9 protein-coding genes and 2 rRNA genes are annotated in these 14296 nt (G+C 47.7%); 1 reads left to right on the top strand and 10 read right to left on the bottom strand.

Going from position 1 to position 14296, the window contains the following annotated elements:
- Window positions 1–128: 128 nt before the first annotated feature.
- The 9 genes from MKY98_RS11710 to MKY98_RS11670 form a co-directional block, all read right to left on the bottom strand.
- Window positions 129–3056, bottom strand: a 23S ribosomal RNA gene (locus tag MKY98_RS11710).
- 394 nt (window positions 3057–3450) lie between these two features.
- Window positions 3451–5006: ribosomal RNA gene (locus MKY98_RS11705) — 16S ribosomal RNA — on the bottom strand.
- Together the 16S and 23S rRNA genes form the textbook arrangement of a ribosomal RNA operon.
- Before the next feature lie 923 nt (window positions 5007–5929).
- Window positions 5930–6907 carry a class II fructose-bisphosphatase gene (gene glpX / locus MKY98_RS11700; RefSeq protein ID WP_029518434.1) on the bottom strand — a complete coding sequence of 326 codons (978 nt, stop codon included), beginning with the start codon at window positions 6905–6907 and terminating at the stop codon, window positions 5930–5932.
- Window positions 6908–7054: 147 nt separating this feature from the next.
- Window positions 7055–7858, bottom strand: a complete 804-nt coding sequence (locus MKY98_RS11695; RefSeq protein WP_029518435.1) for a pyruvate, water dikinase regulatory protein — start codon at window positions 7856–7858, stop codon at window positions 7055–7057.
- Window positions 7859–7871: 13 nt separating this feature from the next.
- Window positions 7872–8486: a helix-turn-helix transcriptional regulator gene (locus MKY98_RS11690; protein WP_223822107.1), complete on the bottom strand. Its 615-nt coding sequence runs from the start codon at window positions 8484–8486 to the stop codon at window positions 7872–7874.
- Window positions 8487–8725: 239 nt separating this feature from the next.
- Window positions 8726–9937 carry an ABC transporter permease gene (locus tag MKY98_RS11685; RefSeq protein WP_029518436.1) on the bottom strand — a complete coding sequence of 404 codons (1212 nt, stop codon included), beginning with the start codon at window positions 9935–9937 and terminating at the stop codon, window positions 8726–8728.
- Window positions 9934–10653, bottom strand: a complete 720-nt coding sequence (locus tag MKY98_RS11680) for an ABC transporter ATP-binding protein (RefSeq protein WP_029518437.1) — start codon at window positions 10651–10653, stop codon at window positions 9934–9936. Before MKY98_RS11680 ends, MKY98_RS11685 begins: the two co-directional genes overlap by 4 nt.
- Window positions 10654–10659: 6 nt before the next feature.
- On the bottom strand, window positions 10660–12120 hold the full coding sequence (locus tag MKY98_RS11675) for an efflux RND transporter periplasmic adaptor subunit (protein ID WP_029518438.1): 1461 nt from the start codon (window positions 12118–12120) through the stop codon (window positions 10660–10662).
- A gap of 13 nt (window positions 12121–12133) precedes the next feature.
- Window positions 12134–13297: a TolC family protein gene (locus tag MKY98_RS11670; RefSeq protein WP_069012372.1), complete on the bottom strand. Its 1164-nt coding sequence runs from the start codon at window positions 13295–13297 to the stop codon at window positions 12134–12136.
- Window positions 13298–13616: 319 nt separating this feature from the next.
- Here MKY98_RS11670 and MKY98_RS11665 point away from each other — a divergent pair, with 319 nt between their 5' ends.
- Window positions 13617–13805, top strand: coding sequence for a hypothetical protein (locus tag MKY98_RS11665; RefSeq protein WP_013370989.1), 189 nt, complete (start codon window positions 13617–13619; stop codon window positions 13803–13805).
- 155 nt (window positions 13806–13960) lie between these two features.
- Here MKY98_RS11665 and MKY98_RS11660 read toward each other — a convergent pair whose 3' ends face one another.
- Window positions 13961–14284 (bottom strand): MGMT family protein, encoded by a 324-nt coding sequence (locus tag MKY98_RS11660; RefSeq protein ID WP_069012373.1) that lies wholly within the window; start codon window positions 14282–14284, stop codon window positions 13961–13963.
- Between the last annotated feature and the right edge of the window lie 12 nt (window positions 14285–14296).

The following is a 14296-nucleotide window of genomic DNA, read 5'->3' as shown; positions in this document are numbered from 1 at the left end:
CTACCGTATTGAAACTCGGTTCATCACAGCTGTGTGAATGAATTTCAATGCGTATTTCGTATGTATTTCTACATACCTTCAAGGTTACACCCTGAAAACTGGATCCGAAACTCATTTGCGTCTTATCTTAGGATAAGCCCTCGACCGATTAGTATTGGTCAGCTCCATGCATTACTGCACTTCCACCCCCAACCTATCTACCTCGTCGTCTTCAAGGGGTCTTACTAATTGGGAAATCTCATCTTGAGGGGGGCTTCACGCTTAGATGCTTTCAGCGCTTATCCCTTCCGTACATAGCTACCCAGCGGTGCTCCTGGCGGAACAACTGGTACACCAGCGGTACGTCCATCCCGGTCCTCTCGTACTAAGGACAGCTCCTCTCAAATTTCCTACGCCCACGACAGATAGGGACCGAACTGTCTCACGACGTTCTGAACCCAGCTCGCGTACCGCTTTAATGGGCGAACAGCCCAACCCTTGGGACCTACTTCAGCCCCAGGATGCGATGAGCCGACATCGAGGTGCCAAACCTCCCCGTCGATGTGGACTCTTGGGGGAGATAAGCCTGTTATCCCCAGGGTAGCTTTTATCCGTTGAGCGATGGCCCTTCCATGCGGTACCACCGGATCACTAAGCCCGACTTTCGTCCCTGCTCGACTTGTAGGTCTCGCAGTCAAGCTCCCTTCTGCCTTTGCACTCTTCGAATGATTTCCAACCATTCTGAGGGAACCTTGGGGCGCCTCCGTTACTCTTTAGGAGGCGACCGCCCCAGTCAAACTGCCCACCTGACACTGTCCTCGCACCGGTTCACGGTACCAAGTTAGAACCTAGATACGATCAGGGTGGTATCCCAAGGATGCCTCCCTTCAAGCTGGCGCTCAAAGTTCGACGGCTCCCACCTATCCTGTACAGATCGTACCCAAATTCAATATCAAGCTGCAGTAAAGCTCCATGGGGTCTTTCCGTCTTGTCGCGGGTAACCTGCATCTTCACAGGTATTAAAATTTCACCGGATCTCTCGTTGAGACAGCGCCCAAGTCGTTACGCCATTCGTGCGGGTCAGAATTTACCTGACAAGGAATTTCGCTACCTTAGGACCGTTATAGTTACGGCCGCCGTTTACTGGGGCTTCGGTTCATAGCTTCGCTCTTGCGAGCTTACCACTCCCCTTAACCTTCCAGCACCGGGCAGGCGTCAGCCCGTATACTTCGCCTTGCGGCTTCGCACAGACCTGTGTTTTTGCTAAACAGTCGCTTGGGCCTTTTCACTGCGGCCCCCTCGGGCTATTCACCCTACCGAGGCACCCCTTCTCCCGAAGTTACGGGGTCATTTTGCCGAGTTCCTTAACGAGAGTTCTTCCGCGCGCCTTAGAATTCTCTTCTCGCCTACCTGTGTCGGTTTGCGGTACGGGCACCTTCTCCTGGCTAGAGGCTTTTCTTGGCAGTCTGAGATCATGACCTTCGCTACTACAATTTTCGCTCCCCATCACAGCCCAGCCTTAACGATGTGCGGATTTGCCTACACATCAGCCTCACTGCTTAGACGGACATCCATCCGTCCGCGTCACTACCCTACTGCGTCACCCCATCGCTCATAACGGATTACGGTGGTACAGGAATTTCGACCTGTTGTCCTTCGACTACGCCTATCGGCCTCGCCTTAGGTCCCGACTTACCCTGAGCGGACGAACCTTCCTCAGGAACCCTTAGGCTTTCGGCGGATCTGATTCTCACAGATCTTTTCGTTACTCATACCGGCATTCTCACTTGAATGCAGTCCAGCGCTCCTTACGGTACACCTTCAACCCGCATTCAACGCTCCCCTACCCCTGATGCAAGCATCAAGCCATAGCTTCGGTGGTGTGTTTAGCCCCGTTACATTTTCGGCGCAGAGTCACTCGACCAGTGAGCTATTACGCACTCTTTCAATGGTGGCTGCTTCTAAGCCAACATCCTGGTTGTCTGTGCAACTCCACATCCTTTCCCACTTAACACACACTTGGGGACCTTAGCTGATGGTCTGGGCTGTTTCCCTTTCGACAATGGATCTTAGCACTCACTGTCTGACTCCCGGAACTAAATCTATGGCATTCGGAGTTTGACTGAGCTTGGTAACCCTTGCGGGCCCCGCACCCAATCAGTGCTCTACCTCCACGATTCTTCTTTCCGAGGCTAGCCCTAAAGCTATTTCGGGGAGAACCAGCTATCTCCGGGTTCGATTGGAATTTCTCCGCTACCCCCACCTCATCCCCGCATTTTTCAACATGCGTGGGTTCGGGCCTCCAGTGCGTGTTACCGCACCTTCACCCTGGACAGGGGTAGATCACCCGGTTTCGGGTCTACGTCCACGTACTCATTCGCCCTATTCAGACTCGCTTTCGCTGCGGCTTCAGCTCTTCACCTTAACCTTGCACGGGAACGTAACTCGCCGGTTCATTCTACAAAAGGCACGCCATCACCCATAGATCGGGCTCTGACTTCTTGTAAGCACACGGTTTCAGGATCTATTTCACTCCCCTTCCGGGGTGCTTTTCACCTTTCCCTCACGGTACTGCTTCACTATCGGTCGCCAGGGAGTATTTAGCCTTGGCAGATGGTCCTGCCGGATTCATACGGGGTTTCACGTGCCCCGCACTACTCGGGATCCGTCTCGGAGAGAACAAGTTTTGAACTACAGGGCTTTTACCTTCTCTGGCGGGCCTTTCCAGACCTCTTCATCTAACCGGTTCCTTTGTAACTCCATGTGAGACGTCCCACAACCCCAAGGAGCAAGCTCCTTGGTTTGGGCTAATCCGCGTTCGCTCGCCGCTACTGACGGAATCACTATTGTTTTCTCTTCCTCAGGGTACTTAGATGTTTCAGTTCCCCTGGTCTGCCTCTATTCTGCCTATGTATTCAGCAGAAAGTGACTGTCGATGAAGACAGCCGGGTTTCCCCATTCGGACATCCCCGGATCAAAGCTTGCTTACAGCTCCCCGAGGCCTTATCGTTGTTCGCCACGTCCTTCGTCGGCTCCTGGCGCCTAGGCATCCTCCGTGTGCTCTTTGTAGCTTAACCTAGTATTTACATCGTAAATACGATTTGCTTTGAATTTCGGTTCAACACTTACGTGTGAATGAAATTCAAGGCAGCTACCTTTATTTCACTTGTTTACACAAGATCAGCTTAAAGGAATATTCTAAAACGCAATTTCGTTTCGGTATCCAGTTTTCAAGGTGCAATTCGCTTCATCGAAGCGAAACCCGATGAATATTTCGGTTCCACACGGATGTGTGAATGAAGTATTCGTCGAAGCTTGAGAGTTTGAACTCTCAAAACTGAGCAACGAGTGAGTAAGTTCAGGATATTCATTTCATTCACACGAATGTGATGAACCGAATTGAATATCCGGTCGCAGGTACATGTACCTGCTAATTTGAATGTTTCCATCGCAGGAAACGATTCTCCATAGAAAGGAGGTGATCCAGCCGCACCTTCCGATACGGCTACCTTGTTACGACTTCACCCCAATCATCTACCCCACCTTCGGCGGCTGGCTCCCTTGCGGGTTACCCCACCGACTTCGGGTGTTGTAAACTCTCGTGGTGTGACGGGCGGTGTGTACAAGACCCGGGAACGTATTCACCGCGGCATGCTGATCCGCGATTACTAGCAATTCCGACTTCATGTAGGCGAGTTGCAGCCTACAATCCGAACTGAGACCGGCTTTTCTAGGATTGGCTCCACCTCGCGGCTTCGCTTCCCGTTGTACCGGCCATTGTAGTACGTGTGTAGCCCAGGTCATAAGGGGCATGATGATTTGACGTCATCCCCACCTTCCTCCGGTTTGTCACCGGCAGTCTGCTTAGAGTGCCCAGCTTGACCTGCTGGCAACTAAGCATAAGGGTTGCGCTCGTTGCGGGACTTAACCCAACATCTCACGACACGAGCTGACGACAACCATGCACCACCTGTCTCCTCTGTCCCGAAGGAAAGGTCTATCTCTAGACCGGTCAGAGGGATGTCAAGACCTGGTAAGGTTCTTCGCGTTGCTTCGAATTAAACCACATACTCCACTGCTTGTGCGGGTCCCCGTCAATTCCTTTGAGTTTCAGTCTTGCGACCGTACTCCCCAGGCGGAATGCTTAATGTGTTAACTTCGGCACCAAGGGTATCGAAACCCCTAACACCTAGCATTCATCGTTTACGGCGTGGACTACCAGGGTATCTAATCCTGTTTGCTCCCCACGCTTTCGCGCCTCAGCGTCAGTTACAGCCCAGAGAGTCGCCTTCGCCACTGGTGTTCCTCCACATCTCTACGCATTTCACCGCTACACGTGGAATTCCACTCTCCTCTTCTGCACTCAAGCTCCCCAGTTTCCAGTGCGACCCGAAGTTGAGCCTCGGGATTAAACACCAGACTTAAAGAGCCGCCTGCGCGCGCTTTACGCCCAATAATTCCGGACAACGCTTGCCCCCTACGTATTACCGCGGCTGCTGGCACGTAGTTAGCCGGGGCTTTCTTCTCAGGTACCGTCACTCTTGTAGCAGTTACTCTACAAGACGTTCTTCCCTGGCAACAGAGCTTTACGATCCGAAAACCTTCATCACTCACGCGGCGTTGCTCCGTCAGGCTTTCGCCCATTGCGGAAGATTCCCTACTGCTGCCTCCCGTAGGAGTCTGGGCCGTGTCTCAGTCCCAGTGTGGCCGATCACCCTCTCAGGTCGGCTACGCATCGTCGCCTTGGTAGGCCTTTACCCCACCAACTAGCTAATGCGCCGCAGGCCCATCCACAAGTGACAGATTGCTCCGTCTTTCCTCCTTCGCCCATGCAGGAAAAGGATGTATCGGGTATTAGCTACCGTTTCCGGTAGTTATCCCTGTCTTGTGGGCAGGTTGCCTACGTGTTACTCACCCGTCCGCCGCTAGGTTAGTTAGAAGCAAGCTTCTAACTAACCCCGCTCGACTTGCATGTATTAGGCACGCCGCCAGCGTTCGTCCTGAGCCAGGATCAAACTCTCCATTAAAGACCAACCGAAGCTGGTTTATAGAAAGAGCGATAAGCTCATGTTGAAACTGACGAGATAAAAATATCTCTTGTTTGCTTCCATCTTATACAGCCTGGATGGCATGTACCAAAATTTCAGCGTTGGATTTTGCAAGCAAAATCCGTACTCACTCGTTGTTCAGTTTTCAAAGATCAAATTATCATTCGGCTTCGTTTGAGCCAGAACAATAATATAACATTTTCAACTAATTCAATCAACCTGTAAATAATTCCAGGCGAGTCATCCAACCCATATTATTGAATAATCATTTTCGGGCTAGACTAACAATATATCAATTTAAAGCAATTAAGTCTATCTGTAAAAGTTCCCAGCTTGTTCAAACTTATTAAAAATCTTTGATCTTGTTTTATTGGCTGGACTAGTAATTTAACACGTATACCAAATTAATTCTACTTGCAATTAATTCCTTTTGATAGATAACTATAGATATTAGACCAAAGTAATTCATAATCCCAATAGACAGAAGTATTACTTAAATGTGTTATTCTAATTTTACATAAGGATTTGCTTTTCCAAATTAGTTCTCGGATGATTTCGAAGGTTGATCTATTCTAGCAGAGAAATTTATCAAACTTTTAGGGCCAAGGTACTTCATACCTTAAACAATAATCAGATAGACGTATATTGTTGGATATACATTTAGTAGATCATTTAGAGGGTTAAGAAATTACGAAGTAGACTAAAGAGAGATGCATGACAAAGATAATTATGTTTACGTCACTCAATAAAAGTGAGGTATACTCGATTCTTATTCCATGGAGTTGATAACTTCATCTGTTCTATGACAGTTAGATTGACCCTAAAATATGAAAAACAGCGGTATCCTTGGATAAGTCCTAGATACCGCTGTTTTATTGAACTATAAGCCATGACTTCAATGTTCAAGAAGATGCCGCTACCGCAAGCGTACCGGAAGAATCAGCTGTATGATGGATACTCCGCACGAAGCGAATCGTTTTTGTATCCGAGTGCATTACGACTGAATGAGTTTCCGCTCTGTGGCCGGGAAGAGAACGAACCCCCTGCAACCACTCTCCAGGTGTTACACCTGTAGCCACAAACATCACGCCTTGCCGTCCGACCATATCATCCATAGATAGCAACGCGCCAGGATCAGTAATGCCCATACGTTTGCAACGCTCAATCTCTTCTTCACCATGAGGCAACAAACGGCCCTGTATTTCTCCGCCCATGCATTTCAGCGCTGCAGCGGCCAATACACCCTCAGGAGCGCCACCAGAACCGATATGCAAGTCTACACCGCTATCCAGGCATGTTTCAATCGCGCCCATCACATCCCCATGGCCTAGCAATTTGATACGAACTCCGCTTTCCCGCAGAAGCTTGATAATCCCGGCGTGCCGTGTACGATCCAGAATAGACACGGTAAGATCAGGCAAGGATTTACCGAGTGCTCGTGCAGCTTTTGACAATGTGGTCGGGATTGGGTCCTCAAGTGACAGCTTTCCAGCCAGCGCCGGGCCAACGGCCATTTTTTGCATGTACATATCCGGAGCGTGGAGTAGACTACCACGAGGTGCAGCAGCAATGACCGACAGAGCGTTATTCAAACCATTTGCCACCGTTTCGGTTCCTTCCAGTGGATCGACAGCGATGTCCATAGCCGGTCCTCTGCGATTGCCTACTCTTTCCCCGATATACAGCATGGGAGCCTCATCCATTTCGCCTTCGCCAATGACGACCGTGCCGTCCATGGATACCGCATTAAAATGAGTGCGGATGGCTACCGTAGCCGCCTCGTCTGCGCTATTCTTATCTCCACGCCCTGTCCATTGTGCTGATTGCAGTGCCGCTGCCTCTGTTACCCGAACGAATTCCAATGCCATTTGACTCTCCATACCTATCCCTCCACCTCTCCTAAAATAATTATTACCCTTAAGCAAATGAATATATTTAGGGCAGCTTTGCTGCAATCTTTCTATTTATCTATTAAACTCCTGTATCCTACGTTTTTAATTTTTAGTTATATGAGCAGCTACTAGGCTCTATAACATTCTGATAATTAAACCTGCCGTCTCTTCAATCGCCTTATCTGTAACATCAATAACCGGACAGTTCAGCTCTTTAAACAAAGACTGCGCATACGCTATTTCCTCTTCCACTCTCGTCGCTGTAGCATACTGCACATTATTAGGTAGCCCCATAACCTTTAGTCGCTCACTGCGTATTTTCAACAGTAACTCTGGCTCGATCGTTAATCCGAACACTCGACCACGCTGAACATCCTTCAACTGAACAGGCGGTGTCAGCTCCGGCACAACCGGTATGTTGACCGTTTTATAACCTTTATGCGCGAGAAACATGGATAAAGGAGTTTTGGAAATACGGGATACTCCAAGCAATACAATATCCGCTTTGAGAATGGCGCTCACATCTTTGCCATCATCGTATTGAACCGCAAAATCCAAGGCCTCTACACGCCGAAAATAGTTGTCGTCCAGTCGGTGCAGCAGACCAGGCTTCTCTTTGGGATCGTTATGGAACGTATCGGCAAACGCCTGCATCATTGGTCCCATAATGTCGACAGCCCGCACATTCAGCCGGACAGCCTCTTCTTTCATCGCCTCTCTCAATTCCGGCTGTACCAGCGTATAAGCTACAAAGCCTCTACGCTCGGCAACTTCCTCCATCACCCGGCTCAGTTCGTCTTCATCCCTCACGTTCATAAATCTTTTGATCTCTGTGTCCGGTAACTCAAACTGGCGCATGGTCGCCTGTACGACAGCTTCTGCCGTCTCGCCAATCGAGTCTGAACAGATCGCTATAAAATGACTGCTCGCCTGAACCATTCGATTCCTCCCATTAATCCTCTGCTACCATATCGAGCAACATTTTAATAATATTTGTTTTTGTAATACGTCCCACGACTTTCCAGTGCTCTCCTGGCTTGTCGGAGTCGGAAGGGACGACGACAGGCAGACTGTCGATTTGACGGGCAATAATTTTGCGCGCTGCCTCTAATACCGTATCCTCTGGGGAAACGGTGACAACATTCGCCTGTCGGGTCATCACTAGGCTGACAGGAATGGTTGCTGCATTGGGATTCCCTAACGTTACCTTAAGTAAATCCTTGCGGGAAGCTACCCCTGCCAAATCTCCGTCTTCATCGGTAACGATCAAATTGCTCACATTTTCCAAAAAGAGAGCTACAACAGCTTCCTGAATCGTTGTTGTTTCACGTACGATGACTGGAACCCCGTGAAGATCGCCCACCTTCATTTGCAATAGCCGGAATTTTTCCTCCCGGTTCGGCGTGCCCCGCTTTCCAACAAAATATCCGACCTTGGGCTTTGCATCTATGTAATTCAGAATACCCAATTTGGATAGGTCGGTCCGAATGGTCGCCTTACTGAGATTAAGCATTTCCGCAATCTGATCCCCGGTAATTGGGGCATGCTTTTGTACGATGTTTAAAATTTCTACTTGTCTTGCCGTAAGGTCGATGATGAACGTCCCTCCTTTTTTTCTTGCGATCTAATATTGAATATAATACGTCATATATAACAATAAATCAACCTTAAAAAGCATATAAAACATCACATATATAAAATTAAAGTGGTTATTCATGTCTTTTTATCATTTAAAACACTTATTCAACACAAAAAAACGGGCACTTTACACCCTGCTCTTTCGAGTAAGGCGAAGTACCCGCTCTCTTATTCGTATCTTAAAGCATCAATTGGACGCAGCTTAGACGCCTTCCGCGCCGGATATACTCCGAACAACACTCCGACTGCCATACAGCACAGAAAAGAGTAAAGCACGGGCTCTATCGAATACACAATCGGCATTTGGACGAATTTCTCAAGCAGTTTTGCACCTCCGAGACCCACCATTACGCCAACTAGTCCACCCATCAGACTGAGAAAAACAGCCTCAGCCACAAACTGCAGCATAATATCACTACGTTGCGCACCAATCGCTTTACGAATCCCGATCTCCCTCGTACGTTCCGTGACGGACACCAGCATAATATTCATAATGCCGACACCTCCAACGCCAAGCGCAATTGCAGCTACACCGGCCAGCAGCATATTCATAATCCGATCAACCCCGGACACTGTTTTTAAGATTTCCGTCTGGGTCATGATCTGAAAGTCATCGCCCTCTGATGGCTTTAGCTCATGTCTGACACGAAGCACCTGCCGAATTTCTGCACTTGCCTGATCAATCTTCTCCTCTGATGTTGCAGAGGCGTTCACCTGCTGAATACTCATATTGCCTAGCCGTTCCATCCCCGTTGTAATCGGTACATATACCTGCTGACCGCTGTTACTCATATTGGAATTGGAATTTGCCAGCACACCGACCACCTTAAAAGGAAGCTGTTTGATCATGATCGTCTCACCGACCGCTCTGGAGGCATCCGGACCAAAAATATTACGGGCCGCATCACTCCCAAGCACGGCCACATTCATTTGTTTATCCACTTCATAGTGGGTAAACGACCTGCCTTGAGCTAGTGACAGCTTTCTCACATGAACGAATGCCAGTGAAGTCCCCTCAATTTGTCCGCTGACCTTATTGCGACTCCACGTAATATCTGCATTGGTCATAGCACTTGGTGCTACCTCTGCTACTGCTTTTTGCTGCTCTAGCGCATCGATATCTTTTAGAGATATTCCTTTCGTCTGATTGAACGACATGGAACTAGAGCCATCATATGGAGCATAAGGATAGATCATCAGCAGATTATTTCCCATACTGTTGATCTGAGATGTAATCGTAGCCGTTGATCCTTTACCGATGGCTACAATCATAATCACAGCGGCCACTCCGATAATAATGCCCACCATGGTCAGCAAAGATCGCAGCATATTGGTTCGCAAACTGTTGAGTGATACACGGATAATTTCCTTAAACTTCATGCCTTCACTTCCTCTGCCGCCATTCTTCGTTTCCCAACAGGCTGATCCTCTTCAATCCGCCCATCTCGAAAATGAATCAGACGCTTGGCGTATTCCGCAACCTCTTGATCATGAGTAACCAATACAACCGTTTTCCCCTGATCATTCAGACGCTGAAAAATCCCCATTATTTCAACACTTGTTTTGGAGTCCAATGCGCCTGTAGGTTCATCCGCCAAGAGAATGACCGGATTGTTCACAAGTGCGCGGGCAATGGATACCCGCTGCTGCTGACCGCCTGACAATTCGTTCGGCCTATTGTTCATCCGATCGCCTAGACCTACGCTAGTGAGGGCTTCCATTGCCCGCAAACGACGCTCCTTGACAGGAATACCTGCATAAATCATAGGCAGTTCCACATTCTCCAGAGCCGTTGATCGCGGGAGCAAATGAAATTTTTGAAATACAAATCCGATTTTCTGATTACGTATAATAGCCAGTTCATCCTCACGGGCATCTAAGATCGAATAGCCGTCCAAATAAAATTGTCCTGACGTAGGTAAATCCAGACAGCCGATAACATTCATCATCGTGGACTTGCCTGATCCAGACGGTCCCATAATCGCAACAAAATCACCGTCAGCAATATCAAGTTGAACCTCACGCAGAGCATGAATTTCCTGATCTCCGACATGGTACACTTTTTTCAAATCCTCAATCTGAATGACGTATCTCATACCCGTTTAAAAGCCTCCCTGCATGCCGCCCATAGCGGAAGGGTCCGGCGGAGGTTCAGGAGCAGGCACAATAAGCGTGTCACCCTCCTTTACACCTGACTTGAGTTCGACTCGATCTGGCGTATAAAATCCGAGTTCTACGGGCTTGAAAGTGCGCGCCCCTGGATTTGCAGCATTATTAGCGGAAACATACACGCCATCCTGTCCCCCTTCGGATCTCAGCGCAGTCGCAGGTACGAACAGTACATTTTTGTGTACTCCCAAAATAACGGCCACATTCATAATCATGCCCGTTTTGAGCTTGCCTTTCGGGTCATGAACAGACAGTTCCATCAGATACGTCGTCATCCCTTCATCCGTAGAGGCTTCCGGTGACACGAATTGCACCTTCCCTGGAAATGATTCACCCGGATAGGCATTGGTAGTCAACACGGCTGAAAGACCCTTCTTTACTTTGACAATGTCGGTCTGACTTACCTTCACAACCACCTTAAGGTCGTTGGAATCCGAGTTATTCATGACAATGAATGGAGCTGTCGGACTGGTCCCTACATCCCCGTTCACCTTCAAGATTACCCCGTCCCAAGGTGCTGTAACCTGAAGCTTGTTCAATTCATTTTTCTTCTGCTCCAGTTCCGTCGCCTGTCTTCGAACCTCTATCCGTGAGGCTTGAATATTGGATGCATCAGCCGGAACCTGAATTTTGCGAAGCTCTGCCATTGCCGTACGATATCCGATTTCAGCCTCTGAAATGGTGCGACGTTTTTGTGACATGATTTTGCGGAACTGCAGATCCAGACCATCATAGTCCGTCTGTGCTTTATCCAGTGCTTGCTCTGCCTGCTCCAATTCACTGTTGGACACCGCCCCGGCATCATGTAAAAACTTTTGGTCTTCATATGCCTTTCGCGCCTGTTCCAACTGCTTTTGGGAAGTTTTCTTCTGACTTTCGGCTTCTTCCAGCTCAAATGATTCTTGCGCTGTATCGATAGCCATTTTGGCCCGAAGTACATTTGTTTTCTGAATTTCAATGTCCTCAGCCTTCGGACCTTTCTCCAATTCAGCCAGCTTGGCTTTAGATATTTCCAAAGTATCAGACGCACTCTGAATTTGCATTTTAATTTCAGAACTGTCCAGAAGAGCCAGGACTTGTCCTTTCTTCACTTTGTCTCCGGCCTTCACGTTCACCGCTGCCAGCTTATTTTCGCCTGCGCTTGTAAAATTCAACTTCACTTCCTTGGAAGCCTGTACGGTACCGGACGTATCCAGCTTCTCGCTCACATCGCCGCGTTCTACTTTAAGCTTCTCATCCTGAACCAACGGTGCCGCCTGTTCTTTGGGCAAATTTAGGTATACTGCTGCTCCGCCTCCACCGACAACCAGTAGAACAATTGCAGTCCAGATCCACTTTTTTCTCCGTTTTCTCCGTAACTTGATTAAAGCGTCATTTAAAACCGTTTCTGCCAATGCCGTTTCCTCCCTATGTGCTCCATGGCTTGTTCAACGTATACTCATTTTGATCCAACTCGATCGCAAGCTCTTCCATTTGCCGTTCAATCTGGTTCACTTTCAACTGATTATTTTTCAATTCCATCTCAATAATTAGACCTCTGGCCCACTTTTTGCGTGATAATTCCAAGGCCTCTTTTGCTGTACGCAAGCTTTCTTCCAGTTGTACGTATTTCTTTTGATTTTCCTTAACTGTGGCATACAAATTACGGAGAGATTCGGCAAAATCCTTTTGACCTTTGTCGAGTTCCTCCTTAGCCGTATCGACATCCATTTTAGCTAGATCATAAGCACCAGCACCATTGTTAAAATCGAAATATCTCACATTAAGCTCCGAAGTTTTGATGCTATCCTCCAGCTTCCATAAATTTGGATTCATGTCTGTCAGCTGTTGTATATGTAATTCGATATCCAGCTTCTTCGGTTCCTTGTACACGGGTCGATCGACCAATTCATAAGCTGTTCCATTAGGCTGTCCCATGAGGAAGTTCAGGGCATCCCTGGATTTTTGCAACGCAATTTTCCCCTGCTCTACGGTTTGCTGAGCTTGGCTTCCGGCCTGTGTACTCTCGTTTTTCGCATACTCAGACAGCTTTCCGCGCGCAAATTTGGCAAGTGCAATCTTTTCCTCCGCTTGGGCGATTTCAAGCGCTTCTAGATCATTTTTCACCTGATTCTCTGCCACGAACACACTTTGATAGCTTTTCATCACATTAAAATAAATCTGGTCTTTGGCGAACTGCGCCTGCTTTTTGCTGGCTAAATAAGATAGCGTCGAGGAACTGTAATTTCTCCATGACGTTTCATCATCAACATACTCATTGTCTATAAAATCGACAGGTGAATTGCCCAGGTCCTTTTCTGCATTTTTCAGTTCCATTCTGCGACGCTCTACGTCCCGTTCGGCGGTACGTGTATTGTAACTGTTCGTCTGTGCCCATTCCGCGGCCTGCTTGAGTGTCAATGTAGGTAAAGCCTGACCCGTTATGGATGATGTCTTCGATGGAGCCGCAGCAGAAGGTTTAACTGACGTACTTGATGCTACATTTCCTGATAAACTCTCAGCCTGTACTGTGGAGGCCAAGCCTGATGATAATGACAATACAAGCAGCACGGCAGCCGCTTTTTGCTTCATAGATGAATCTCTCCCCTTTCGGTGCATTCTTCGAATCTTTTCCGTTTTTTTCGACATAAATTTCCACAAACTCTTTGCATTCTAATTGTACTTTCAGGTTTGTGTTGGTACAAGGTGTCAAAACAATACATTTTTGTAACCTTTACTTCCAGATTACTCGCTTTATACTACTTTTCGTCCAATCAGATATGGATTCAACCTATTTTTACCTTAACTTTACCTAATTTTCAGCTAATTTTAAGGAAACCAACAGCATCTATTAAGGTTTGGAACATATACTAGAGAAAGAATAACAGCCGCTCACTGGGAGGGTTAATAGATGATAAAAGAATCTCGTATGACAACCACTAACGAACCGTCTGATTTGTGGATGACCCGCTTTTTACGTGAATCAGAACAAAAAAAGAAACAACTCATCCGGGAAGCCCGGAAAAATAACGATATACCACTGATGAACAGCATTTCTTTTCACCTTGCCCAACGGGATCAGCAGCATCTTATCGGATAAAATGACAAATGAATCTTATGCTATAAATAACAGATTACCTCTAGTTATCTGCTTCGTATGCTAGATGAAAAAGACCGGGACAAATCGTTAATTGACTTGTCCCGGTTCTTTATGATGATCAAATTTAATATAAAACCGCATAGCTTGTTCCGCGCCTATTCTTCCATCTCTGCCTGCGGATCATAGAGATATTGATCCAGTGGAATGCGCCCGTTTTCATTAAACCGTATGCCTTCCTCCTCCAAATACAGACGCTGCAGGGATGCGGACTCATCCTCCTGCAAAGCAATCTCCCCCAAACGGTTGACTACTCTATGCCAAGGAAGCTGGTGTTTTTGGCTCAATGTATGCAAAATCCGCACCACCTGTCTGGCACCTCTTGGGCTTCCGGCCTCTGCCGCAATTTGACCGTAAGTCATTACTTTTCCCTCAGGGATCAACAGTATAATTTGAAGCACACGGGCAGTGAAAGGCTGCATGTTCTAATTCCT

It is taken from the genome of Paenibacillus sp. FSL M8-0228, assembly GCF_038007385.1.
Lineage (GTDB): Bacteria > Bacillota > Bacilli > Paenibacillales > Paenibacillaceae > Paenibacillus > Paenibacillus polymyxa_D.
Note: the sequence above shows the minus strand (reverse complement) of the source record. Positions and strands in the feature narration are given on the sequence as shown.

What these genes read in the sequence shown, in the direction of transcription:
- glpX (WP_029518434.1), bottom strand. Translation starts at nt 6,907, where the DNA reads ATGGAGAGTCAAATGGCATTGGAATTCGTTCGGGTAACAGAGGCAGCG.
- MKY98_RS11695 (WP_029518435.1), bottom strand. Translation starts at nt 7,858, where the DNA reads ATGGTTCAGGCGAGCAGTCATTTTATAGCGATCTGTTCAGACTCGATT.
- MKY98_RS11685 (WP_029518436.1), bottom strand. Translation starts at nt 9,937, where the DNA reads ATGAAGTTTAAGGAAATTATCCGTGTATCACTCAACAGTTTGCGAACC.
- MKY98_RS11680 (WP_029518437.1), bottom strand. Translation starts at nt 10,653, where the DNA reads ATGAGATACGTCATTCAGATTGAGGATTTGAAAAAAGTGTACCATGTC.
- MKY98_RS11670 (WP_069012372.1), bottom strand. Translation starts at nt 13,297, where the DNA reads ATGAAGCAAAAAGCGGCTGCCGTGCTGCTTGTATTGTCATTATCATCA.
- MKY98_RS11665 (WP_013370989.1), top strand. Translation starts at nt 13,617, where the DNA reads ATGATAAAAGAATCTCGTATGACAACCACTAACGAACCGTCTGATTTG.
- MKY98_RS11660 (WP_069012373.1), bottom strand. Translation starts at nt 14,284, where the DNA reads ATGCAGCCTTTCACTGCCCGTGTGCTTCAAATTATACTGTTGATCCCT.